The organism is Mesorhizobium sp. M1406 (assembly GCF_040317555.1).
In the GTDB taxonomy this organism is placed as follows: Bacteria; Pseudomonadota; Alphaproteobacteria; order Rhizobiales; family Rhizobiaceae; genus Mesorhizobium.
This window is the reverse complement of sequence record NZ_JAMYKW010000006.1, coordinates 47,777-71,954: the sequence shown is the minus strand read 5'-3', so window position 1 is coordinate 71,954 and position 24,178 is coordinate 47,777. Positions and strand designations below refer to the sequence as shown.

At 63.1% G+C, this 24,178-nt stretch carries 23 protein-coding genes; 12 read left to right on the top strand and 11 right to left on the bottom strand.

Annotation, left to right across the window (positions count from 1 at the left end; genetic code table 11):
- Nucleotides 1–4: 4 nt before the first annotated feature.
- Nucleotides 5–202 (bottom strand): hypothetical protein, encoded by a 198-nt coding sequence (locus NKH03_RS08065; RefSeq protein WP_352967984.1) that lies wholly within the window; start codon nt 200–202, stop codon nt 5–7.
- On the opposite strand from NKH03_RS08065, the gene NKH03_RS08060 reads away from it, so the two are divergent.
- The 4 genes from NKH03_RS08060 to NKH03_RS08045 all read left to right on the top strand — a co-directional run bounded on the left by NKH03_RS08060 (nt 176) and on the right by NKH03_RS08045 (nt 4,149).
- Nucleotides 176–535: a hypothetical protein gene (locus tag NKH03_RS08060; protein WP_352967983.1), complete on the top strand. Its 360-nt coding sequence runs from the start codon at nt 176–178 to the stop codon at nt 533–535. The genes NKH03_RS08065 and NKH03_RS08060 overlap by 27 nt on opposite strands.
- 78 nt (nt 536–613) lie before the next feature.
- Nucleotides 614–1,993: an aspartate aminotransferase family protein gene (locus NKH03_RS08055; protein ID WP_352967982.1), complete on the top strand. Its 1,380-nt coding sequence runs from the start codon at nt 614–616 to the stop codon at nt 1,991–1,993.
- Between the two features lie 32 nt (nt 1,994–2,025).
- On the top strand, nt 2,026–3,411 hold the full coding sequence (locus NKH03_RS08050) for a glutamine synthetase family protein (protein WP_502913495.1): 1,386 nt from the start codon (nt 2,026–2,028) through the stop codon (nt 3,409–3,411).
- 57 nt (nt 3,412–3,468) lie between these two features.
- Complete coding sequence (locus tag NKH03_RS08045) at nt 3,469–4,149, top strand: UdgX family uracil-DNA binding protein (RefSeq protein ID WP_352967980.1); 681 nt, start codon at nt 3,469–3,471, stop codon at nt 4,147–4,149.
- A gap of 2 nt (nt 4,150–4,151) precedes the next feature.
- Here NKH03_RS08045 and NKH03_RS08040 read toward each other — a convergent pair whose 3' ends face one another.
- The 4 genes from NKH03_RS08040 to NKH03_RS08025 all read right to left on the bottom strand — a co-directional run bounded on the left by NKH03_RS08040 (nt 4,152) and on the right by NKH03_RS08025 (nt 8,509).
- A complete protein-coding gene (locus NKH03_RS08040; RefSeq protein WP_352967979.1) occupies nt 4,152–5,411 on the bottom strand; it encodes a glycerate kinase type-2 family protein in 1,260 nt (419 codons plus the stop codon).
- A complete protein-coding gene (locus NKH03_RS08035) occupies nt 5,408–5,911 on the bottom strand; it encodes a heme-degrading domain-containing protein (protein WP_352967978.1) in 504 nt (167 codons plus the stop codon). The genes NKH03_RS08040 and NKH03_RS08035 overlap by 4 nt, the downstream gene beginning before the upstream one ends.
- Before the next feature lie 65 nt (nt 5,912–5,976).
- Entirely contained in the window at nt 5,977–7,290 is a 1,314-nt protein-coding gene (gene guaD / locus NKH03_RS08030; protein ID WP_352967977.1) for a guanine deaminase, read from the bottom strand.
- A 1-nt stretch (nt 7,291) separates the two neighbouring features.
- On the bottom strand, nt 7,292–8,509 hold the full coding sequence (locus tag NKH03_RS08025) for a urate hydroxylase PuuD (RefSeq protein ID WP_352967976.1): 1,218 nt from the start codon (nt 8,507–8,509) through the stop codon (nt 7,292–7,294).
- Nucleotides 8,510–8,641: 132 nt separating this feature from the next.
- Between NKH03_RS08025 and NKH03_RS08020 the strand changes: the two genes are divergently transcribed.
- From NKH03_RS08020 to NKH03_RS08010, 3 genes are all read left to right on the top strand, one after another.
- Entirely contained in the window at nt 8,642–9,562 is a 921-nt protein-coding gene (locus NKH03_RS08020) for a LysR family transcriptional regulator (protein WP_352967974.1), read from the top strand.
- Nucleotides 9,563–9,999: 437 nt separating this feature from the next.
- Nucleotides 10,000–11,016, top strand: a complete 1,017-nt coding sequence (locus NKH03_RS08015) for an LLM class flavin-dependent oxidoreductase (protein ID WP_352967973.1) — start codon at nt 10,000–10,002, stop codon at nt 11,014–11,016.
- Complete coding sequence (locus NKH03_RS08010; protein WP_352967971.1) at nt 11,013–12,275, top strand: LLM class flavin-dependent oxidoreductase; 1,263 nt, start codon at nt 11,013–11,015, stop codon at nt 12,273–12,275. The genes NKH03_RS08015 and NKH03_RS08010 overlap by 4 nt, the downstream gene beginning before the upstream one ends.
- Before the next feature lie 19 nt (nt 12,276–12,294).
- Here NKH03_RS08010 and xdhC read toward each other — a convergent pair whose 3' ends face one another.
- From xdhC to uraH, 4 genes are all read right to left on the bottom strand, one after another.
- Complete coding sequence (gene xdhC, locus NKH03_RS08005; RefSeq protein WP_352968076.1) at nt 12,295–13,233, bottom strand: xanthine dehydrogenase accessory protein XdhC; 939 nt, start codon at nt 13,231–13,233, stop codon at nt 12,295–12,297.
- A 73-nt stretch (nt 13,234–13,306) separates the two neighbouring features.
- Nucleotides 13,307–15,649 (bottom strand): xanthine dehydrogenase molybdopterin binding subunit, encoded by a 2,343-nt coding sequence (gene xdhB, locus NKH03_RS08000; RefSeq protein ID WP_352967969.1) that lies wholly within the window; start codon nt 15,647–15,649, stop codon nt 13,307–13,309.
- A gap of 202 nt (nt 15,650–15,851) precedes the next feature.
- Entirely contained in the window at nt 15,852–17,333 is a 1,482-nt protein-coding gene (xdhA, locus tag NKH03_RS07995; protein WP_352967967.1) for a xanthine dehydrogenase small subunit, read from the bottom strand.
- A 3-nt stretch (nt 17,334–17,336) separates the two neighbouring features.
- A complete protein-coding gene (gene uraH / locus NKH03_RS07990; protein WP_352869271.1) occupies nt 17,337–17,711 on the bottom strand; it encodes a hydroxyisourate hydrolase in 375 nt (124 codons plus the stop codon).
- 204 nt (nt 17,712–17,915) lie between these two features.
- On the opposite strand from uraH, the gene puuE reads away from it, so the two are divergent.
- The 4 genes from puuE to NKH03_RS07970 all read left to right on the top strand — a co-directional run bounded on the left by puuE (nt 17,916) and on the right by NKH03_RS07970 (nt 21,357).
- Nucleotides 17,916–19,334 (top strand): allantoinase PuuE, encoded by a 1,419-nt coding sequence (gene puuE, locus NKH03_RS07985; RefSeq protein ID WP_352967965.1) that lies wholly within the window; start codon nt 17,916–17,918, stop codon nt 19,332–19,334.
- Between the two features lie 10 nt (nt 19,335–19,344).
- Nucleotides 19,345–20,208 carry a bifunctional allantoicase/(S)-ureidoglycine aminohydrolase gene (locus NKH03_RS07980; RefSeq protein WP_352967964.1) on the top strand — a complete coding sequence of 288 codons (864 nt, stop codon included), beginning with the start codon at nt 19,345–19,347 and terminating at the stop codon, nt 20,206–20,208.
- Nucleotides 20,205–20,696 (top strand): ureidoglycolate lyase, encoded by a 492-nt coding sequence (locus NKH03_RS07975; RefSeq protein WP_352880044.1) that lies wholly within the window; start codon nt 20,205–20,207, stop codon nt 20,694–20,696. The genes NKH03_RS07980 and NKH03_RS07975 overlap by 4 nt, the downstream gene beginning before the upstream one ends.
- A gap of 67 nt (nt 20,697–20,763) precedes the next feature.
- Nucleotides 20,764–21,357 carry a nucleoside deaminase gene (locus NKH03_RS07970; protein ID WP_352880042.1) on the top strand — a complete coding sequence of 198 codons (594 nt, stop codon included), beginning with the start codon at nt 20,764–20,766 and terminating at the stop codon, nt 21,355–21,357.
- Nucleotides 21,358–21,366: 9 nt separating this feature from the next.
- Here the strand turns inward: NKH03_RS07970 and NKH03_RS07965 are convergent, their stop codons facing one another.
- Nucleotides 21,367–21,678: a BrnA antitoxin family protein gene (locus NKH03_RS07965; RefSeq protein ID WP_352967962.1), complete on the bottom strand. Its 312-nt coding sequence runs from the start codon at nt 21,676–21,678 to the stop codon at nt 21,367–21,369.
- Nucleotides 21,665–21,919 (bottom strand): BrnT family toxin, encoded by a 255-nt coding sequence (locus tag NKH03_RS07960; RefSeq protein ID WP_352869397.1) that lies wholly within the window; start codon nt 21,917–21,919, stop codon nt 21,665–21,667. Before NKH03_RS07960 ends, NKH03_RS07965 begins: the two co-directional genes overlap by 14 nt.
- A gap of 181 nt (nt 21,920–22,100) precedes the next feature.
- On the opposite strand from NKH03_RS07960, the gene NKH03_RS07955 reads away from it, so the two are divergent.
- A complete protein-coding gene (locus NKH03_RS07955) occupies nt 22,101–24,086 on the top strand; it encodes a CocE/NonD family hydrolase (RefSeq protein WP_352967961.1) in 1,986 nt (661 codons plus the stop codon).
- Nucleotides 24,087–24,178 lie beyond the last annotated feature (92 nt).

Genomic DNA, 24,178 nt, shown 5'->3' with positions numbered 1-24,178 from the left:
AGGTTCATTCGGCCCCGCAGGAGACCTTTCCGGTCAGTTCGACCGTCTTGCCGTCCTTGTCCGTGTCGGCGGCATGGTCATAGACGGCGAGCGTGTACTGGCCGTCATAGACGCCTTCGTCGCTGGTCTTGGTCAGGATCGTCAGCTCGACATAGTTGTAGGTATCCGCGAGCTGATGCTCGCGGTAGATGTTCAGCCGCAATTCCTTGCCGTCCAGCCAGTACTGGGTGAGGTTGGAATCCTCGAACGCCGTCTTGCGCAGGTCGTCGCCGACGGGCTTCGCCTTGATTTCGAGATCGCCGCGAAAGTTGAAGGTGGGCTGCCCATGCCTCTGGTGACGCCGGCACCGACGTCGAATGTCACAGCGGCATCGTCAACGTTGCACCAGATGCCGCCTGAGGCGAAAGCCGCGCTGGCCGACGACAGAAGCGTCGCCACACAGATGATCGTCTGCATATTTGCTCCCCTACCTTGGTTCCCGCTCATATTGGCGCTGACTTCGGCGGCACGGTCAAGCGCCGCTGCCAAGGGCTGAGCCAATGCAGGACAGATGCGCGGCCAATTGCGGTTGCGGACATGGATTGGCTAAGAGGGACAGACCAGAGGGGTTTTCATGCACAGCGACACTTCCAAGATGGCCATCGGCGGCATCGGCCGCGACCGCATTGCCGAATTGCGCGAGACCGAGGGCGCGGCCTTCCGCAAGGCCCGGCCAAAGTCGCAAGCCAAGGCCGGCAATGGCCTGCCCGGCTTCTTCGGCGGCGTGCCGATGCACTGGATGAACGACTGGCCGACGCCGTTTCCCATCCTGGTCGACAGCGCCAGGGGCGCGACCATCACCGATATCGACGGTATCAGGCTCGACGATTTCTGCCTTGGCGACACCGGCTCGATGTTCGGCCATTCGCCGACGCCGGTGGCGCGCGCCATCCGCCGCCAGGCCGGACGCGGCCTGACCTATATGCTGCCTTCGGAAGACGCGCTCGCGATCGGGCCGCTGCTGCGGCAGCGTTTCGGCCTGCCGTTCTGGCAGATCGCGACGACAGCGACCGACGCCAACCGCTTTGCGTTGCGCGTCGCCCGCGCCGTCACCGGCCGGGAGAATATCCTGGTCTTCAATGGCTGCTATCACGGCTCGGTCGACGAGACGATGGTGCGGCTGATCGACGGCAAGCCTGTCAACCGGCCGGGATTGGCCGGCGAGTTCCGCGACCTGACCCGTACGGCCAAGGTCATCGAGTTCAACGATGTCGCTGCGCTGGAAGCCGCGCTCAGGGACAAGGACGTGGCCTGTGTCATTGCCGAGCCGGTGCTGACTAATTCCTGCATGGTGCTGGCCGATGCCGGTTTCCACGATGCGCTGCGCAGACTGACGCGCGAAGCCGGCACACTGCTTCTGATCGACGAGACCCACACGATCTCGACCGGTCCGGGCGGCTACACCAGGAAATACGGACTGGAGCCGGATTTTTTCGTGCTGGGCAAGCCGATCGCCGGCGGCGTGCCGGCAAGTGTGTGGGGTATGAGCGACGACGTCGCCTCGCGCTACGCCGCCTACAACAGGACCAAGGAGCCGGGCTATTCCGGCATGGGCACGACGCTGTCGGCCAACCCGTTGCAGTTCGCGGCGATGCGCGCCACGCTCGAAGAGGTGATGACTGAAGAAAATTATGACCGCATGGATCATCTGGCGCGGCGGCTCGATGCCGGGCTGACCGGCGTGATCGACCGCTGCCGCCTGCCCTGGCATGTTTCCCGCGTCGGCGCGCGCGTCGAGTTCATCTGCGCGCCCGGCCCCTTGAGGAATGGCGCCGAGGCGGAAGTGGCGCATGCGCCGGAACTGGAGGCGGCCATCCATGTCGCGCTGGTCAATCGCGGCGTGCTGATCGCCCCGTTCCACAACATGATGCTGATCTCGCCGGCGACTTCAGGGGCCCAGGTCAACCGGCTGATTGCCGCCTTCGGCGCGGTTGCGGCAAAGCTTGCGGCATGAGACAAGCGGCGATGGACAACCCCAATGCCATGATGACCTCCCCTTCGGGCTCGACACCCACCGAGTCGCAAGCCTTTCTCGAGGCCCATCCCGAGATCGAAGCCTTCGATATCGTGCTGACCGACGCCAATGGCGTGGGCCGCGGCAAGATCGTGCGCCGGCACGAGCTGAAGAGCATTTTCGAAGGCGGCCGACATATGCCGATCTCGATCCTCGGCCTCGACATCACCGGCGAGGATGTGCACGAGACCGGGCTGATCTGGACGACCGGCGACGGCGACCTCAGGGCTTGGCCGATCCCCGGCACGCTGGTGCCGCTCTACGGCACGAACCCGCCGCGCGGCCAGTTGCTGATGGCCATGTACCACCTCGACGGCCGGCCGATGTCATCGGATCCGCGGCTGGCGCTGGCACGGCAGGTCGACATATTGGCAGCCAAGGGTCTTTATCCGGCCGGCGCCTTCGAACTCGAATTTTTTCTCCTTGCCAATGAGCGTGATGCCGACGGCAAGGTGCAGCCGGCGCGCGCCGTGCTCGACGGCCGCGTCTCGGGCAAGACCGAGGTCTATTCCGTCGATCACCTGCACGGCATGGAGCCGCTGTTTTCCGACATCTATGCCGCGGCCAAGGCACAAGGCATTCCGGCCGAGACGGTGATTTCCGAATATGCGCCCGGCCAGTACGAATTGACGCTGAACTACCGCAAGGACGTGATGCGGGCCGCCGACGACCTGGTCATGCTGAAGCGCCTGGTGCGGGCGCAGGCGCGCCGCCATGGCGTCACCGCCTGTTTCATGGCCAAGCCGATCGAGAAATATGCCGGCTCGGGCATGCATTTCCATGTCTCGCTGCAAGACAAGGCTGGCCGAAACGTCTTTGCCGAAGCCGGCGGCGAGAGCTGGTCGCTGCCGCTGCTCCAGGGGCTTGGCGGCCTGATCCAGACGATGGCGGAATCGATGCTGGTGTTTGCGCCGCACGCCAATTCCTGGCGGCGCTTCGTCTCGCAATCCTATGCGCCGGTGGCGCCGACCTGGGGCGTGAACAATCGTTCGGTGGCGCTGCGCGTGCCGGCGGGCGACGCGAAAAATCGGCGCATCGAGCATCGGCCATCCGGCGTCGATGCCAATCCCTATCTGATCGCGGCGACGGTGCTGGCCGCTATAACCAAAGGGCTCGACGACGGTCTCGACCCTGGTCCCGAAACCACCGGCAACGGCTACGAGGCGCCAGTCACGCGCACGACCATGCCTGTCGATTGGCGCGCCGCGATCGAAGCCGCGCGAGCATCCAGCTTCCTGAAGGGCGCGCTCGGCGAAGACCTGCACCGGACCTTCGTGGCGATCAAGCAGTCGGAATATCTGCGCGTGGCGCGCACGGTCAGCGAACTGGATTACCACCTCTATCTGCACGAGGTGTAAGGAAGGAACCATCGTCGATCTCGTTCATTTCAATATCGAAATGGACGAGGCAAGACGATGGCGAGCACGGGCCTTCCGCACGAAGCGAAGATTCCACCCCGGCGTGTTTCCATAGCGCGTGCGGAGCCGATAGCGGACGAGGCCAAAGCCAGCTCGATCACGGAACTGCAAGAGGCCGCGAATGGCTGCCGCCGCTGCCCGCTCTGGCGTCATGCGACGCAGACCGTGTTCGGCGAAGGACCGGACAATGCCAAGGTGATCTTCGTCGGCGAACAGCCGGGTGATCAGGAGGATCTCGCCGGCAAGCCCTTCGTCGGGCCCGCAGGCAGGGTGTTCGACGCCATCCTTGATGACGCTGGGGTCGACCGTCAGAAAGTTTACGTCACCAATGCGGTCAAGCACTTCAAATTCGAACCGCGCGGCAATCGGCGCATCCATTCCAAGCCGAATGCCGGCGAGATTCAGGCCTGCCGCTGGTGGATCGACCAGGAGTTCGACCTGATCAAGCCGAACATCGCGGTGGCACTCGGCGCGACAGCGGCGACGTCGCTGCTGGGCAAGGCGATCCCGGTGATGAAGATGCGCGGCCAGGTGATCGAGCGCGAGGACGGTTTGCGCGTCTTTGTCACTATCCATCCCTCCCTCATCCTGCGCATTCGTGAGCCGGCGGACAAGCAAGCCGAACGCGAGCGGTTCCTGGACGATATGAGAAAGGTGAAGCGGCTGATGGCCGCCTGAAGCTACCTGATCAGGATCGCCCTGAGATCGTTGACATTCGTGCCGGTCGGGCCCGGCACAAAAAGATCGCCAATCGCATTGAAGGCCGTCCAGGCATTGTTGCCGGCCAGCATGGCTTGGGCATCGACCCCGGCTGCCCGCATGCGCGATACGGTCGAAGCGTCGGCGAAGGCGCCGGCATTGTCTTCCGAACCGTCGATGCCGTCGGTGTCGGCGGCCAGCGCATGAATTCCTTCGATGCCGTTGATGCCGATGGCGAAGGCGAGCAGGAATTCCGAGTTGCGGCCGCCTTTGCCCTTGGCGCGGAGCGTTACGGTTGTTTCGCCGCCGGACAGGATCAGCACCGGCTTTGGAAATGGGCGGTTGCGCGTTGCCACTTCGCGGGCGATTGCGGCGTGCACGCCGCCGATCTCGCGCGCCTCACCCTCGATAGCATCGGAAAGGATGACGGACTCGACGCCTTGCCGTTTCGCTTCTGCGGCCGCCGCATCGAGCGATACGCCGGCAGAGGCGATCAGATGGACCTCGTTGCGCGAAAAGCGTTCATCACCTGGGCGTGGCGCATCGGCGGCCGGCGAATTGATATGCGCCATCACCGAGGCCGGCAGCTTCATGCCATAGGCTGATATCGACGCCAGAGCGTCTGCGCGGCTGCCGGTATCCGGCACCGTCGGGCCGGAGGCGACGAGCGACGGATTGTCGCCGGGAATGTCGGAAACGACCAGCGACACCACCTTGGCCGGCCAGGCGGCAGCCGCCAGCCGACCGCCCTTGATGGTCGAAAGGTGCTTGCGGATGGTGTTCATGGCCGCGATCGGCGCGCCCGAGGCGAGCAGCGCCTCGTTGACGGCGATCTCGTCGGCCAGCGTCAGGGTGCCGGCCGGCGACGGCAGCAGCGCCGAGCCGCCGCCCGAAATCAGCGCCACGACCAGGTCGTCCGCCGTCAGTCCCTGGACCTTGGCGAGTAGGCGGCGCGAGGCTTCAAGCCCGGCGGCGTCCGGCACCGGATGCGCCGCCTCGATGATCTCGATGCGCTCGCAGGTCGCGCCATAACCATAGCGGGTGACGACCAGCCCTTCGATCGGGCCGTCCCACACCTTCTCGAACGCCGCCGCCATCTGCGCCGAGCCTTTTCCGGCGCCAATGACGATGGTGCGGCCCTTGGGCTTGGCCGGCAAATGATTCCGGATGGTTCGTTCCGGATTGGCGGCGGCGACGGCCGCGTTGAAGATGGAGGTGAGAAACGATTTGGGGTCACTCATTTCTCTTCCGGGGGCAGTATCAGCCCGAGCTTGTCGATGCCCAAATGATCGCACAGTGCCTCGACGACGACGCCGTGATCCTGGCGCTCCGGCAGGCCGGAGACGGCGATCACACCAATGACCCCGGCGCCTTCAACCGTGACCGGAAAACCGCCGCCGGCCAGCACGTAGTCAGCGATGTCGAGGCCCTCACCGATCTTGAAGGTGCGGTCGGGGCGCTGCTGTTCCAGCACCATCCGATAAGTGCTTTTCAGGAACCGCTTCACGACATTGATCTTGCGTCGCGCCCAGTCGGGATTGGAAGCGTTCGAGCCCGGCATCGCGGCATAGAAAAGCGGCCGGTCGAAGGTCCTGATATCGACGATAATAGGCAGGCTCTCGGCCAGTGCCCGGTCGCGGATGGCCGAACCGAGCTTGAACGCAACGGCTTCGTCGAAGACGGAGAAGACAAGGGTCTCTTCCTGTCTCTTGATCAGAGCGATGTCGTCAGCAACGGCCATGTCGTTCCCCTGTCAACTTCGCCGCACGCTGTGACCGATGGCTGCCGTGGGGTCAAGCAAGGATTCTAAATTGCAATATCAGTCTTGGCCGGACGGCCGGCCACATAGACCTCGCGCACGGCGCGGTCGTCGCCCAGCGTCTGCAACAGGAACAGTTCCTGCGCCAGTATCTCGACCGTTTCCATCCTGAGCCGCATCGCAGGCGTGGCCCTGGCATCGAGCACGACGATGTCGGCGTCGGTGCCTGCGTCCAGCGTGCCGATCCTTTCCGCCACCGACAGCGCCTCGGCATTGCCGCGCGTCAGCTGCCAGAAGGACTGGAACGGGTTCAGCTTCTCGCCATTCAGCGCGATCACCTTGTAGCCCTCGTCCATGGTGCGCAACATCGAATAGTTGGTGCCGCCGCCGACATCGGTGGCGGCGGCGATGCGGATCGGCTTGTCGCGGCGGCGAAAGCGCTGATAATCGAACAGGCCGGAGCCAAGGAACAGGTTCGAGGTCGGACAGAACACCGCCACCGAGCGCGAGTCCGAAAGCGCATCCGCCTCGCGCTCCGACAAATGGATGCAATGGCCGAACAGGCTTTTTTCCCCCAACAGCCCATAATGCTCATAGACGTCGGTGTAGTCGCGCGACCACGGATAGAGCTGCTGCGTGAAGGCGATCTCGGCATGATTTTCCGACAGATGCGTCTGCATGTGCAGGTCAGGATGCTCGCGGCACAGCACGCCGGCCATCTCCATCTGCTCCGGCGACGAGGTGATGGCGAAGCGCGGCGTGATGGCATAAAGCTGCCGCCCCTTGCCGTGCCACTCGGCGATCAGCGCTTTCGTGTCGTCGTAACCGGATTGCGGCGTGTCGAGCACGCCGTCGGGCGCATTGCGGTCCATCATCACCTTGCCGGCGATGTTGAGCATGTTGCGGTCATGCGACTCCGCAAAGAAGGCTTCGGCTGACGCCTTGTGCACCGAGCAATAGGCGGCGACCGTCGTGGTGCCGTGGCGCACCATCTCGTCGAGGAACAGCCGCGCGATGCGGCGGCCGTGCTGCGCGTCGGCGAACTTGGTTTCTTCCGGGAAGGTGTAGGTGTTCAGCCAGTCGAGCAGTTCGGCGCCATAGGAAGCGATGATCTGCATTTGCGGGAAATGCGCATGCGCATCGATGAAGCCCGGCAGCAGCAGATGCGGCCGGTGGTCGATTCTTTTCGCCGCTTCACCGGCCTGTTTCTCCACGTCAGCGTAGGCACCGGCGGCGACGATCCGGCCATCGCGGATCAGCAAGCCGCCATCCTCCTCGTAGCGCCAGGCGGCATGGTCGTCGATGGTTTGGGGCCAGCGCACAAAGGACAGCGTGCGGCCGCGCAGAAATGTCGAAATCATGCTATTTCCCTGCGCCTTCGAACCAGGCCACCAGCAGCGCCCGTTCCTTATCGGTGATCTGCGAGACGTTGGCAGGCGGCATGGCGTGGCTGCGGCCGGCCTGCAGATATATCTCGCGAGCATGGTTGGCGATGCCGGCGTCGGTATCCAGCATCACGCCCTTCGGCGCATGATAGATGCCCTCGTAGACCGGCTCCGCCGCATGGCACATCGAGCAGCGGCCGAGCACGGTGTCGCGCACCGCTGGGAAATGCACCGAAGCGACATAGACCTGCGCCGACGCCGATTCCCGGGGTTCGCCGGTCAGCACCTTCGGCGCGGTCGACAGCCAGATGATGATGATGAACAAGACAAGAGCGCCCAGCCAGGTCCAATGCGGGTTGCCCTTGCGCGCGTGGACACTGTTGAAATAATGCCGGATCAGCACGCCGATGATGAAGACCAGCGAGGCGATGACCCAGTTGAACTGCGTGCCGAACGCCAGGGGATAGTGGTTCGACAGCATCAGGAACAGCACCGGCAGCGTCAGATAGTTGTTGTGCAGCGAGCGCTGCTTGGCGATCTTGCCGTATTTCGGGTCGGGCTTGCGGCCTGCGATGAGGTCGGCGACGACGATCTTCTGGTTGGGGATGATGACCATGAAGACATTGGCCGACATGATCGTGGCGGTGATGGCGCCCAGATGCAGGAAGGCTGCGCGGCCGGTGAACAAATGCGTCAGCCCCCAGGCGATGAACACCAGCACGCAATAGAGCACCAGCATCAGCCCGGTGTCGCTCTTGCCAAGCGGCGAGCGGCACAGGAGATCATAGACCACCCAGCCGACGCCGATGGTAGCCAGCGATAGCAGGATCCCGACCGGCACCGACATGGGCAGCACGTTGGGATCGATCAGGAACAGATCGGCTCCGGCATAATAGACCACGCACAGCATGGCGAAGCCGGACAGCCAGGTGGCGTAGGATTCCCATTTGAACCAAGTCAGGTGCTCGGGCATCTCGGCCGGCGCCACAAGGTATTTCTGGATGTGGTAGAAGCCGCCGCCATGCACTTGCCATTCCTCGCCGAAGGCACCGACAGGCATGCCCGGCCGCTGGCGCAGGCCGAGATCGAGCGCGACGAAGTAGAACGACGAGCCTATCCAGGCGATGCCGGTGATGACATGCAGCCAGCGCACGGCGAAGCTCAGCCAGTCCCAGAAAATCGCGAAATCCATCATTGAAGTCGTCCCTGCCGATTGGGTGACTTTACGGGCTGGAGCGCAAACGGAAAGGGGCGAGGTGCACGATGACTTTCAAAAAAAAATGGAAAATACTAGGCTTATCGCTGCAAACCGGCGAAGGTGCTTCGTATGGCCTATCTCGACAACATCGCCGTCTTCGTCCGCGTCGTCGAGCTCGGCAATCTGTCGGCCGCCGGGCGCGACATGCGCATTTCACCGGCGGTCGCCTCCAACCGCATCAAGGAGTTGGAGAAGCATCTTGGCGTGCGGCTTTTCAACCGCACCACACGGCAATTGATGCCGACCGAACACGGCACGGTTTTTTATTCTGGCGCCAAGCAGGTGCTGGAGGCGATCACGGAGGCCGAAGCGGCTGTCTCGGCCCTTTCCGGCCAGCCACGCGGTACCATCCGCGTCACGGCACCCTTGGGCCTCGGCCGCCGGCTGGTGGCTTCGGGCATTCCCGATTTCCACGACAAATACCCTGATATCGAGGTACGGCTGAGACTCTCGGACCACAATGTCGACATCATGAAGGAAGGGATCGACGTCGCCTTCCGGCTCGGCATCATCGAGGATTCCAGCCTCAGGATGCGCGGCATCATGGAATGCGAGCGCGTGCTGGTGGCGGCGCCGGAATATCTGGAGGCGCGCGGCGAACCGTTGGAGCCACAGGAGCTGATCGGCAAGAAACACGACTGCCTGATGCTGCGCTACTCCGGCGCGCGCGAATATGTGTGGACGCTGCAGACACCCACAGGCCCGCAGAAATTCGAAGTGCACGGGCCCTACGACACCGACGATGGCGACGTGCTGACCAGTTGGGCGCTGTCGGGGCGCGGCATCATCAACAAGCCACGCTTCGAGGTCGAGCCGTTCATCCGCGACCAGCGCCTGAAGGTGATCCTGAGCAACACGCCGCCGACGCCAGTGCAGTTCGCCGCCGTTTACCCGCACAAGAAGCTGCAGGATCCAAAAGTGCGGCTGCTGCTCGACTTCATGGCTGAGCGCTGCCAGCGGCTGATCAATGATCTGCTTGCGGGTAAGTGAGGGTTGCTCGTGGCACCGGTCGATCCTTGACGCTGACGTTCGAGATTGGCCGAAAGCCTCCCCGCTTCGTCATCCCTGGGCGGAGCAAGGAGCGAAGCTCCGACGCGGAGACCCTGGGATCCAGGCCGCGACCTTCGCCGTATGGCGCAGCGGAGCAGAATTCTGCACCGCAGCAGCGCTCGGAGGTCGCGGATCCTATGGTCTGCGCCGCGTCGCTTCGCTCCTTGCTCCGCCATAGGATGACGAAGCGGGGAGCGTTTCGGCTAATCATCAAAGTATGCGATCCGCCACCGCAAGCACATACGACCCGGCTAAACTACCGCACACGGGAGCTTGCTGGCCGGCAAGTGACCGGTAGTTGGCCCAGCGCCGGCGGTTGCCATCCCTGCGAGCGCCGAACATAGTTCCGGCTCTGTTTGGTCTTTCAGGGATCATCGATGGACAACGGCGCCACAATGCATCTTGCGGTTTCGCTCATTCCGGGACCCTCCGATTCCGAAGCCAAGCCGGAGTTCAGCCGTCTGGCCGGCCTTGTGCAAAAGGCCGAAGCTGCGGGGTTGGACATGGTGCTGTTCGCCGATTCCGCGCCGACTGCCGGTGGCGATGCAGCGAATAGGCCGGTGCCCTTTGAAGCGACGACGCTGCTGGCCGCACTGGCAACCGTAACGAGCAGAATCGGGCTCGGCGCCACGGCCTCCACAATTGGCCATCAGCCCTACAACCTGGCGCGCCGTTTCGCCTCGCTCGACATCATCAGCCATGGCCGCGCCGGCTGGAACGCGACCATGGCGCAGAACCCGCGCGAGGCGGCCAATTTCAGCCGGCCCGAAGGCTTTTCGTCCGACGATTTTCGCCGGCGCACGGAGGAGTATATCGGCATCGTCCAGGGCTTGTGGCGGGGCTGGGATGCGGATGCGCTGCTATTCGACAAGAGCGGTGGCCGCTTCCACGACCCCGGAAAAATGCACCTGCTCGACCACAAGGGCGAGTTCTTTTCCGTGCGCGGACCGCTGAACGTCGCGAGATCGCCGCAGGACAGGCCGGTGCTGGTGCTGTCCGGTCTGTCGGAGCCCGACCTGGATATTGCCGCCCGCGCCGCCGATGTCATTCTGCTGGACGACGGGCCGATCGATGGCGCGAAAGCGCGCTATGAGGACCTGAAGCGCCGCGTTGTCGCCTGCGGACGCGATCCTGATGCCGTGAGGCTTCTGACGAATATCTCGCTCCTCACCAATGGCACCACCAAGCCGATCATCGCCGACAGCATGGAAAAAGAATTCCGCTCGAAAAGCTGCGACGGATTCAATATCCAGATGCCGGCACAACTCTCAGCGCTCGACGATTTCGTCGATCTGGTTTTGCCGGAGCTGCGGCTGCGCGGCCTGTTTCGACAGAGCTATCGCGGCGCGACGTTGCGCTCGCATCTCGGGCTTGCCGGCGGAGAAGATCAATGACCGGCGCGCACCGTCAGATGAAGCTTGGTGCCTTCCTGTGGGCGACCGGCCACCACATCGCCGCCTGGCGCCACCCAAAGGCGCATGTCACGGCGGGCATAGACATCGACCATTACATCCGGCTGGCGCGCACGGCGGAGGCGGCGAAATTCGACATGGTGTTCTGCGAGGACGCCGCCGGCCTGCGCGAAGCCGATGTCGGCATCGCCAGCCAGACGTCGCGCTCGATCGGCTTCGAGCCGATCAGCCTGCTTTCGGCGCTCGCCGTCCAGACCAGCCGCATCGGCCTCGTCTCCACGGCCTCGACAAGCTACAACGAGCCCTATGGGCTGGCACGGACCTTTTTGTCGCTCGATCATCTAAGCGGCGGCCGTGCCGGCTGGAACCTGGTCACCTCGGCCAGCCCCATCGAAGCCGCCAATTTCGGCTCGACTGGCCTCAAGCCCCATGCCGACCGCTACGAACGGGCGCGCGAGTTCGCCGAAGTGGTCGCCGGGCTTTGGCGCGGCAAGCTCGGCGCCTCTGCCCACGACGGCCAGAGTTTTTCGGTGCGGGATCCGCTCGACCTGCCGCGTTCACCGCAAGGCGCGCCGGTCATGGTCCAGGCCGGCGCCTCTGAGATCGGCCGCGACCTCGCCGCCCGCACCGCCGATATGGTGTTCACGGCGGCGCAGACTTTCGAGGAAGCCAAGGCCTTCTACGACGACCTCAAGGGGCGTCTGGCGGCCTATGGGCGTGAGCCGGACGACATCAAGATCATGCCGGGCGTCGCACCGGTGGTGGCGGAAACCGAGGCGGAGGCCCAGGAAAAATACGAAGAATTGCAGGAGCTGATCCCCGACGATGTCGGCGTGGCGCTGCTGTCCAGCTATCTCAGCATCTCCGATCTCTGGCGCTATCCGATCGATGGACCGCTGCCGGAGCTGCCTGAGAGCGAGGAGATGAAGAGCCGGCAGGCGCTGGTGATCGAGCAGTCGCGCCGCGACGGACTCTCCATCCGGCAGCTGGCGCGGCATTTCGCCGGCGCGCGCGGCCATTGGCGCATCGTCGGCACAGCGGCCCAAATCGCCGACGAACTACAGGCCCGGTTCGAGTGCGGAGCGGCCGACGGCTTCAACGTCATGCCCTCGTATTTTCCCGGCGAACTCGATGCCTTTGCCGCGTTGGTCGTGCCGGAATTGCAGCGGCGAGGCCTGTTCCGCAGGGATTATGACGGCCGCACACTGCGCGAGCATCTGGGCTTGAAACGGCCTGACTGAGATGCGTTGAGGCGCAAGCTTAGCCGACCGTCAGCTTGTCATGCGGAACCTGATGGCCGACATTTGATGCTGCGGCGTGGGCGACCAGCGCCGTCATGATCTCGGCAGCCGCAAGCGCCGCGATGACTTGCGGACGCTTGTCCTTGACGGTGTCGCCGCCGATCGGCGAGACGAGGCGGGCAAATTCCGCCTCGCTGCCATCCGCCGATTTCAAGAACCAGTTCTTGAACGTCGCTTTCTTGGTCTTCGAGCCAATCATGCCGACATAGGCGGTGTCGCCGCGTTTCAGCGCCTCGGCGACAATCAGGAAATCCAGCGCGTGGTCGTGAGTGAGAATGACGAAGGCGGCGCCGGCAGGCGCATCGCGCACCATCGCTTCGGGTATAGCTGTCAGCCGCGTCTCCACGGTTTCCGGCATACCTTCCAACGCCTCGGCCCGCGTTTCGATGACGACGCCATGCACGGGAAGAAGTGAGATCGTCGACGCCAGCGCCTGGCCGACATGGCCGCCACCGAAGATATAGACATGCGGCAGATGAGCCTCCTCGGCTTCCGCGGCCGCAACCAGCTCGGCGGCGAGCGCGGCATCGACGAGCCGGATCAGCACTTCGACGCGCCCGCCGCAGCATTGGCCGATCTCGGGGCCTAGCGGGACGTCGAGGGTGGCGCGAATATCCCTCCCCCTTGAGGGGAGGGTGGCGGCGAAGCCGTCGGGTGGGGTCGCCGCGGCGCGGGGTCTCTCCCCCCTTGAGGGGGAGAAAAGCATCTGCCTAGCCTTGTCGATGGCCATATACTCAAGTTGCCCGCCGCCGATCGTGCCTGAAGTCGCCTCTTGCGAGACGAGCATGAAGGCGCCCTTCTCGCGTGGCGTCGACCCTTTCGTGCCGGCGATCTCGACCAAGGCGATGCGGCCTTGGCCAGCAAGGAAGTCTTTGAGGTTTTGCACTTTCGAATTCATCATTCGCATTCCCGTGCGGGAAACATAGGGTTTTTCGGCCTGAATTGCACGCATACCGACCCCTGGCGCGGACTCAAGCCTTGGCCTCAGACTTCAGCCGCTCGATCGCCATCAGAACCCGCTCCGGTGTCGCCGGCGCATCGAGGCGCGGACAGATCCGGTTGTCGGCGACGCTCGCCACCGCGTCCGACAGGGCGTGCAGCACCGACATGCCGAGCGGGAACGGCGGCTCGCCGACCGCCTTGGAGCGGTGGATCGTCGGCTCGCTGGCTTCCGGCCAGTCGGCCAAGGTGACGTTGAAGATCTTCGGCCGATCGGAGGCGAGCGGGATCTTGTAGGTCGATGGCGCGTGGGTGCGCAGCCGGCCTTTGTCGTCCCACCACAGTTCTTCCGTCGTCAGCCAGCCCATGCCCTGGATGAAGCCTCCCTCGATCTGGCCGATGTCGATGGCGCGGTTCAGAGAGCGGCCGCAATCATGCAGAATGTCGGTGCGCTCGACCATGTATTCGCCGGTCAGCGTGTCGACCGAGACCTCCGAGCACGAGGCTCCATAGGCGAAATAATAGAATGGGCGCCCCTCGCCCTTGTCACGGTTCCAGTGGATTTTCGGCGTCTTGTAGAAACCGGCCGCCGAAAGCTGGATGCGGGCCATATAGGCTTGCTTGACGAGGTCGGCGAAGGCGATTTCCTGGTTGCCGATGCGCACCCGGTTGGGCAGGAACAGCACCTGATCGCGCGGCACCTGATATTTTTCGGCGGCGAAATCGGTCAGCCGATCCTTGATCTGGCGAGCGCCGTTCCGCGCCGCCATGCCGTTGAGGTCGGAGCCGGACGACGCCGCCGTGGCCGAAGTGTTCGGTACCTTGCCGGTCGTGGTCGCGGTGATCTTCACTTGGTCGAGGTCGATCTGGAACTCTTCCGCCACCACCTGCGCCACTTTGACGTAGAGGCCCTGCCCCATCTCGGTACCGCCATGGTTCAGGTGCACCGAACCGTCGGTATAGACATGCACCAGCGCACCGGCCTGATTGTAGTGCGTGGCGGTGAACGAGATGCCGAACTTGACCGGCGTCAGCGCCAGGCCCCGCTTGATGAAACGACTGTTGGCGTTGAAGGCCGATATTTCCCGCCGCCGCCGTGCGTAGCTGGCGCTTTCCTCCAGTTCGGCGACGATGCGCTGGATGATGTTGTCCTCGACCGTCTGGTGGTAGGGCGTGATGTTGCGGTCGGATGTGCCGTAGAAATTCTTCTTGCGGATTTCGAGTGGATCCTTGCCGACCGCAAAGGCGACCTCGTCGATGACGCGCTCGGCGCCGACCATGCCTTGCGGGCCGCCGAAACCACGGAAAGCGGTGTTCGACACGGTGTTGGTGTAGAGCGGTGCCGACTGCGCATGCACCGCCGGCCAGAAATAGGTGTTGTCGCAGTGGAACAGTGCGCGATCGGTCACCGGGCCGGAAAGGTCCGACGAAAAGCCGCAGCGCGCCGCGAACATGAAATCGACACCGAGGATGTTGCCCTCGTTGTCGAAGCCGACCTCATAGTCGACCAGGAAATCGTGACGCTTGCCGGTGGCGATCATGTCGTCGTCGCGGTCGGGCCGGATTTTCACGGCGCGATGGTGCTTCTTCGCGGCGATCGCGGCCAATGCCGCAAACTGGTTGCCTTGCGTCTCCTTGCCGCCGAAGCCGCCGCCCATGCGGCGGATTTCCACCGTAATGGCGTTGCTCGGCACGCCCAGCGCGTGGCTGACCATGTGCTGGATTTCGCTCGGATGCTGGGTCGAGGAATAAATGGTGACGTCCTGGTCCTCGCCGGGCACGGCCATAGCGATATGGCCTTCGAGATAGAAATGCTCCTGGCCGCCGATGCGCATTTTTCCTTTCAGCCGGCGCGGCGCCTGACGGATCGCTGTAGCGGCATCGCCGCGCTTCAGGGTCAGCGGCGGCGTGACGAACTTGTCCTTCTTCGGATCGAGCTCGCCGATGTCGGTGACGAAAGGCAATTCCTTGTATTCGACCTTGGCCAGCCTTGTCGCACGACGCGCCTGCTCGCGCGTCTCGGCAATGACGCAAAAGATCGGCTGTCCGTAGAACTGCACCTTGCCGTCGGCCAGCACCGGCTCGTCGTGGCGGCCGGTCGGCGAGATGTCGTTTTCGCCCGGCACGTCCTTGGCCGTCAGCACGTCGACAACGCCGGGCGCTGTACGCACCGCCGAGAGATCCATGCTGGTGATGGTGGCATGTGTTGCAGCCGAAAGCCCGAGGCAGCCATGCAGCGTGCCGGCTGGCTCCGGCATGTCGTCGATATAGACGGCGGTGCCGCTGACATGCTTGTGCGCGGAATCGTGGCGCTGGCTGGTGGCGACGCCGCCTGAAATCTTTTCAGCCTTGAGGTTGGGAGCGTGGCTGGTCATCGAGCGTCCCCTTTTCCTTCTCCCCGTTCACGGGGAGAAGGTGGCCCGAAGGGCCGGATGAGGGGCAGCGCCGACGTTGACAGCCTTTCAGACAAAGATCGATGACGGCGCCGCCCCTCATCTGACTGCCGGCATCTTCTCCCCGTGAACGGGGACGCTACTCGCGACCGTTCGGCTGTTTGTTCACTGGCATTGGTGTTCATCATGCTGCCTCGTTGCGTGACACCTGGAATGGTGCCCGGGTATCCGCGGTTTCGACAAAGAAGCGCAGCAGCAGGTTCTTCGCCGCCAGAGCTCGATACTCGGCCGAGGCGCGCATGTCGGTGAGCGGCGTAAAGTCTTTCGGGTACTCGGCCATCGCCACCTCTACCGTCTGTTCTGTCCACGGCTTGCCGAGCAGCGCTTTTTCAACGGCCGGCGCACGCTTCGGCGTCGCCGCCATGCCGCCATAGGCGATGCGCACATCCGCGACCGTGCCATCCCTGGCCAGCGTCAGGAAGAAGGCGCCGAGGGCTGCCGTGATGTCCTCGTCGCGGCGCTTGGTGATCTTGTGGACGGCGAATTTTGTGCCCTTGGCCGGCACTGGCACGTGCACCGCTTCGACGAATTCGCCAGGCTGCCGGTCCTGCTTGCCATAGGCAATGAAGAAGGTTTCCAACGGGATCGTGCGCCGCTTGTTGCCCTTGCGCAGCGTCAGCCGCGCGCCAAGCGCGATCAGGGGCGGCGGCATGTCGCCGATCGGTGAGCCGTTGGCGATGTTGCCGCCGATAGTGCCCATGTTGCGCACCTGATCGCCACCGATGCGATCGAACAACGGCCCCAGCGCCGGTATGCGTCTGGCCAGCGTCGAGAATGCTTCGGTGTAGGTGACGCCGGCGCCGATGGTGATGAGGCCATTGTCTTCGGCGATGGTGCAAAGCCCATCGAGATCGCCGATGAAGATCGCCGGCGAAATATCGCGCATATGCTTGGTCACCCACAGGCCGACATCGGTCGCACCGGCGACGATTGTGGCGCCAGGTTCCTTGTCCAGCACAGTGGCGAAATCATCGACATTGGCCGGCACGATCAGCCGCTTCTTGCCGGCGCCGATCTCGACCCGCGCACCGTCATGCATGGCCTCGAGCCTCGCTGTGATCGCCTTGCGCTCGGCGGCCAGCGGGTCCTTCGCCACCTTGCCGTAGCTGGAGATGGCATGCGCCGCGCGTATGATCGCCTCGTAGCCGGTGCAGCGGCAGAGATTGCCCTGCAACGCCTTTTCGATAGAAGCGTTCGACGGGTCCGGTGATTTCATCCACAGGCCATAGAGAGACATGACGAAACCCGGCGTGCAGAAGCCGCATTGCGAACCGTGGAAATCGACCATCGCCTGCTGCACCGGGTGCAACTGCCCGGGCGACCCATGCAAATGCTCGACGGTGACGACATGGGTGCCGTCCAGCGAGCCAAGGAACCGGATGCAGGCGTTGACGCTTTCATAGACCAGGCCGCCAGCCGAAAGCTTGCCCACTAACACGGTGCAGGCTCCACAATCGCCTTCGGCACAGCCTTCCTTGGTGCCGCGCAGCGAACGGTCGAGCCGCAGCCAATCAAGCAAGGTCGCCTCAGGGGCCACCGATGAAAGCACGACATCCCTGCCATTGAGAATGAACCGGATCTCGTTACGGATGCTGACTTTGGCCATGCTTCAGCTCCCCCTGTAGGTCGAATAGCCATAGGGCGAGACGAGCAGTGGCACATGATAGTGCACCGGCTCGGCCACGCCGAAACGAATTGGTATCAAGTCGAGAAAGGCCGGGTTCGGCAATTTCGTTCCCTGCTGGCGTAGATAATCACCGGCCGCGAAGACCAGTTCGTATTCGCCGGTGCGGAACTCCACGCCGGCGAGCAGCGGCTTATCGCAACGGCCGTCGGCATTGGTGACAACAGTCTTCAGATGTGTTCGCGCCTTGCCCTCGAGGTAATAGAGCGCGATCGACAGTCCCGCCGCCGGCTTGCCGGTCGCCGTGTCGAGGACATGGGTCGTCAGACGCCCGCCATCGGCTTTCGACGTTTCTGCCATTGGCCGCCTCCCATTTTCGGTACGAGCGAATTTGGCCCGGTACGATCAAATATCAACAGTGAATTGTGCGCCAATTAAAGGCGATGCATAAGTCCTGGTCGAGCGGAGTGCGACAAAAACACTTTCAAAAATTTTCGGGGGAATGCGTAGGCAGTCCTTTCGATATTCTCACCACACTTCGGGCCATGCCCGGCAGGAGGGACGATGCGATACACCAGAGACATGCGCGGCTACGGAGCCAATCCGCCGGATCCGAAATGGCCCGATGGTGCGCATGTCGCAGTGCAGTTCGTCGTCAACTATGAAGAGGGTGGCGAGAACTGCGTGCTGCATGGCGACAAGGCGTCGGAAGCCTTCCTGTCGGAAATCGTCGGCGCTGCGCCCTGGGTGGGCCAGCGCCACTGGAATATGGAATCAATCTACGAATATGGCGCGCGCGCCGGCTTCTGGCGGCTGCTGCGGCTGTTCACCGAGGCCGAGGTGCCGATCACCTGCTACGGTGTCGCCACCGCGCTCGCCCGTTCGCCCGACCAGGTCTCGGCCATGCAGGAAGCCGGCTGGGAAATCGCCTCGCACGGGCTGAAATGGATCGACTACCGCGACCACAGCGCCGAAGATGAGCGTCGCGACCTCGAAGCAGCGATCCGCCTGCACTATGAGGTGACCGGGCAACGACCGACCGGCTGGTACACGGGCCGCACATCGATCAACACGGTGCGGATTGTGGCGGAAGAGGGCGGTTTCGACTACGTGTCGGACACCTATGACGACGAACTGCCCTACTGGTTCGAGCACGCAGGCGGCACGCAGCTCATCATCCCCTACACGCTCGACGCCAACGATATGCGCTTCGCCACGCCGCAAGGGTTCAATTCGGGCGACCAGTTCTTTGCCTATCTCAAAGATAATTTCGACACGCTCTACGCCGAGGGCAAGGCCGGCCGGCCGCGCATGATGAACATCGGCCTGCATTGCCGCCTCGTCGGGCGTCCGGGCCGCGTCGCGGCGCTGAAGCGCTTCGTCGATTATGTCAAATCGCATGACAAGGTTTGGCTGGCGCGGCGCGTCGATATCGCCAAGCATTGGCAGGAGAATCATCCCTACAAGCCGGCGGCATTGCGTCCATCCAAGATGGAGTTCGAGACGTTTGTTCACACGTTCGGCGGCGTGTTCGAGCATTCGCCCTGGATCGCCGAACGCGCCCATGAGCTGGAACTGGGCCCGGCGCATGACACGGCCGGTGGCTTGCACAACGCACTCTGCCGTATCTTCCGCTCCGCCAGCGAGACCGAGCGGCTTTCCGTGCTCAATGCCCATCCCGATCTTGCCGGCAAGCTGGCCAAGGCCAAACGGCTGACGGCTGAATCAACCAGGGAACAAGCTTCGGCCGGGCTCGACGCGCTAACCGACAAGGAGCGCGAACTGTTTTCCAAATTGAACGCCGCCTACGTCACCACCTTCGGCTTCCCCTTCATCATCGCGGTGAAGGGCAAGACCAAGGAGGAAATCCTCGCCGAATTCGAGACGCGCATCGGCAATAGCCGCGGCGTCGAATTCGAGACCGCCTGCAAACAGGTCGAGCGCATCGCGCTGCTCCGCCTCAAGGACATGCTTCCGCAATAGGTTTGAACCCATGGATACGATCAGGATGCCCGAGCGAACCTATTACGCACCACGTGGCGGCCACCCCGGCCAGAGCGAGTTGCTGACCGGCCGCGCCGTCTTCACCGAGGCCTACGCCGTCATCCCCAGGGGCGTGATGCAGGACATCGTCACCAGCGCCCTGCCGTTCTGGGACAAGACCCGCGTCTGGATCTTGTCGCGACCGCTGTCCGGTTTTGCCGAGACGTTCTCGCAGTACATTGTCGAGGTCGCGCCCGGCGGCGGCAGCGCCCGGCCGGAACCCGATGCCGGCGCCGAAGGTGCCCTGTTCGTGGTCGAAGGCGAATTGACGGTTCTGCTTGCCGGCAAGAAGCACGTATTGCGGCCCGGTGGATTTGCCTTCCTGCCGCCGGCCAGCGGCTGGACGGTTCGCAACGAAGGCAAGGCCGATGTCCGCTTCCATTGGATTCGCAAGGCCTACGAGGTGGTCGACGGTCTCGATACGCCCGAAGCCTTCTTCACCAACGAACAGGAGATCGCGCCAACGCCGATGCCCGGCACCGAGGGTCGCTGGGCGACGACACGTTTCGTCGATCCGGCCGACTTGCGCCATGACATGCACATGACAATCGTGACGCTGGAACCCGGCGCGGTCATTCCCTTCGCCGAGACCCATGTCATGGAGCACGGGCTCTATGTGCTGGAAGGCAAGGCGGTCTACCGCCTCAATCAGGATTGGGTCGAGGTCGAGGCCGGCGACTATATGTGGCTGCGCGCCTTCTGCCCGCAGGCCTGCTATGCCGGCGGTCCGGGCAAATTTCGCTATCTGCTCTACAAGGACGTCAACCGCCACGCCAAGCTCGGTGGCGCCGGCATCGCAAAGCGCGCTCCATGACCCGTATCGTCGCGCGGCCGCTGACCCGCGAGAGCTTTGCTCCATTTGGCGACGTCATCGACATGAGCGGCGACAACCACTACCCGATCAATGGCGGCAGGGCCGAGCGCTACCACGATCTCGCCACCGCCGAGGCGACCGGGCCGAACGCCCGCGTGCTGATCTCCATGGTGCGCGGCACGCCCTACGAATTGCCGCTGAAGCTGAGCATGGTAGAGCGCCACCCGTTCGGCAGCCAGGCATTCATTCCGCTGTCGCCGCGCCCGTTCCTGGTCGTCGTCTGCCATGACGGGGATGAAGGACCGGGAGAGCCGCATGCCTTTATCACTGCCCCCGGACAAGGGATCAATTACCGGCGCAATCTCTGGCATGGCGTGCTGACGCCGCTCGGCGAGGCGCAGGATTTTCTGATCGTCGACCGGGGTGGCGACGGCCCCAACCTCGAGGAATTCCATTTCTCGCACGCCTACGAGATACATCTCCCTTGATTTTTTGTGCATGTCGTTACCCCGAAACCGGGGCACTTTTGGGGGACATGCAGCAGGAGACCCAGTAATGACCGACATTTCGCTGATCGACCGCCTGCTCGACGTGATCGAGCACGATATCGTGCCGAAGACGGCCGAAGGTGTCGCCCATGGCAACAAACTGTTCGGCGCGGCGATCCTGCGCAAGGACGACCGTTCGCTGGTGCTGGCCGAGACCAACAACGAGGTGGAAAACCCGCTCTGGCATGGCGAGGTGCATTGCCTGAAGCGCTTCTACGAAATGCCGAAGGCAGAGCGAGTCGACACCAAGGACGCAATCTTCATCGCCACGCACGAGCCATGCTCGCTGTGCCTGTCGGCGATCACCTGGACCGGCTTCGACAATTTCTACTATCTGTTCAGTCATGAGGATTCGCGTGACAGCTTCGCCATCCCGCATGATTTGAAGATCCTGAAGGAGGTCTTCACCCTCGATCCCGGCGGCTACAATGCCGAGAACGCCTACTGGAAGAGCTTTTCGATCCGCAGGCTGGTGCGGTCCCTGCCCGAGGCCGAACGCCAGCGGCTGGAAACACGCATCGACAATATCTCGGCCCGTTATGACGAGTTGTCCGGCGCCTACCAGGCGAGCAAGGATGAAAACGACATTCCGCTGAATTGACGCGGATGCTTAACCAATTTTCGCTTTCTTCAGCACTTCATTTATCTTGGCTTGCCAACCCTTGCCGGTGGCCTTGAATTTTCTGACGACATCCTGATCCAGGCGGATGGACACAACTTGCTTCGGCTTTTCCACGGTCGGCCGACCACGGGACCGCCTTATACTCTCGAAAAGTTCTGGAAACACTTCCGCGAAAGGTTTGGCATGCACCAGCTCTTCGTCGGTCGCCTCCGCATCATCGGGATCAGCGGCAATTTGTCTTTGAATTTCCGCTTCCTCCTCATTGGTAAGCGGTCGAATATGCGATTTAGGATTGCTCATATACGGACCTTTCCTTTCGGCTGGCACGACGCATCGAGATTACCGAAATCGCTTCGGAACCAAGCGGCTTAAAGATCACGGCGAGAATGATCTCTCCGAATTCGCCAATCGCCTTGAGTCGGCCTGCTTTGGCCGGGAGGACGGTTGAAGTCGCAAAAAACTCGATATCGAGTTCGGCAAAGTCCAGACCTCGGCCTTCGAGGTTCGTCACGCGCTTTGGCTCATCCCAAACGATCTTCAGTCGAGATTGTCCTCAATGCATCGGGCCTAAGCGAATAAAAGTAATACATAAATTAATGGGACAACGCAAGATGGAAAGTCGAACGGTCCCCGCCAGGCGTCGTCTCGGCGACACGGACCGTCGCCCGTTTGACTTCGTGACGTACACGTTTCATGCGTCACTGACATCCTGGAGAGCTCCCATGAAAACCGTCACCGAATTTCCCCGCAAGGTCGTCGAATTTCCGGACATGGCCATCGTCATGCCCGATGGCTGCCGGCTGTCGGCGCGGGTGTGGATGCCGGAAGATGCCGGTGATGATCCGGTGCCGGCGATCCTTGAGCATCTGCCCTACCGCAAGCGCGACGGCACCATCTTTCGCGATCAGCTGACGCATCCGTATTTCGCCGGCCACGGCTATGCCTCGATCCGCGTCGACATGCGCGGCAATGGCGATTCCGAAGGGCTGATGGACGACGAATATTCCGAGCAGGAATTGCAGGATGCCTGCGACGTCATCGCCTGGGCGGCAAGTCAGCCCTGGTGCAACGGCAATGTCGGCATGATGGGCATTTCCTGGGGCGGCTTCAACTGCCTGCAGGTGGCGGCCAAACAGCCGCCGTCGCTGAAGGCGGTGATCAGCCTGTGCTCGACCGTCGACCGCTATGCCGACGACATCCATTACAAGGGTGGTTGCCTGCTGATTGAGAATTTCGGCTGGGCCTCGACCATGCTGTCCTACTCGTCGCGGCCTCCGGATCCGCTGCTGGCCGGAGACAATAGATGGCGCGACCTGTGGCTCACCCGGCTGGAGAACCAGCCTTTCCTGGCGCCGCTGTGGCTGAAGCACCAGCACCGCGACGCCTACTGGAAGCGCGGCTCGATCTGCGAGGATTTTTCCGCCGTCAAAGCCGCGGTGCTGTCGATCGGCGGCTGGCATGACGGCTACCGCAACACCGTCTCGCATCTCGCCAGCAAAATCGAAGCGCCGGTCAAGGGCATCATCGGGCCGTGGATCCACAAATACCCGCATTACGCCGGGCCCAGGCCCGCCATCGGCTTCCTGCAGGAGGCGTTGCGCTGGTGGGACCGCTGGCTGAAGGATATCGACACGGGCGTCGAGGCCGACCCCGCCTACCGCGCCTATGTCATGGACAGCGTGCGTCCGGCACGCTGGCATCCCGAGCGGCCGGGCCGCTGGGTGGCGGAACAGCAATGGCCTTCGTCCAACATCAAGACGCAATCGATCGAGCTTATCGCCGAGGGCGGCAACCCCGCGATCGTCGCCTCGCCGCAAAGCTGCGGCCTGGCCGGCGGCGAGTATTTTCCGTTCACCTTCGGCCCGGAACTGCCAGGCGACCAGCGCCCCGACGACGCTTTGTCGGTGTGTTTCGACCAGCCGGAGCTCCGTGAGGCTATCGATATCGTCGGTGCGCCCGAAGTCCTGGTCCGGGTCGCGTCCGACCGGCGTCAGGCCAACATCGCGGTCCGGCTTTGCGACGTGCATCCCGACGGTGCCACCGAGCTGATCTCTTACGGCGTACTCAACCTGACGCATCGCAACTCGCACGAATTCCCCGAGGCGCTGGTGCCGGGCGAAACCGTGTCGGCGCGCGTGGTGCTCGATCAATGCGCCTACCGCGTGCCGGCTGGCCACCGCCTGCGTATTGCTGTTTCGAACGCCTATTGGCCGATGATCTGGCCGTCGCCGGAGCCGGTCCAACTCGCGCTGTCGACCGCGACGCTGTCCTTGCCGCTGCGGCCGCTGGCAACAGGCGACGAAGCGACGTTTGCCGAGCCGGAAGGCGCCTCGCCCTGGGCGACAGAAACGATCCGCGCCACCAATTCCGAGCGCCATGTCGATCGCGACGAGAAGACCGGAATTGTCACGCTTTCCATCGTTGATGATTTTGGCGAGGTGCGCGATCTCGATCACGGCCTTGCCAATGGCAGCATCGCCCGCGAGACCTGGACGATCCATCCCGACGATCCGCTGTCGGCCTCGGGAAAGACGCATTGGACGCAGACCCTGTCGCGAAATGGATGGTCGGTGCGCACCGAGACATCCGCCGAAATGCGATCGGACGCGCAAAACTTCATCGTCAGCGCCAGAATCGAGGCCTATGAGGGCGAAAGGCTCGTTTTCGAACGCAATTTCGAGGAGAAGGTGCCGCGCGCGCTTCTTTGAACGCCGGTTTCGTTGGTCCAATTGCGACGTACGATTTACGCCACGGCATGTCGCATTCGGTCTTGCTTACCGCTTTCCCTTGCGGTCATTAT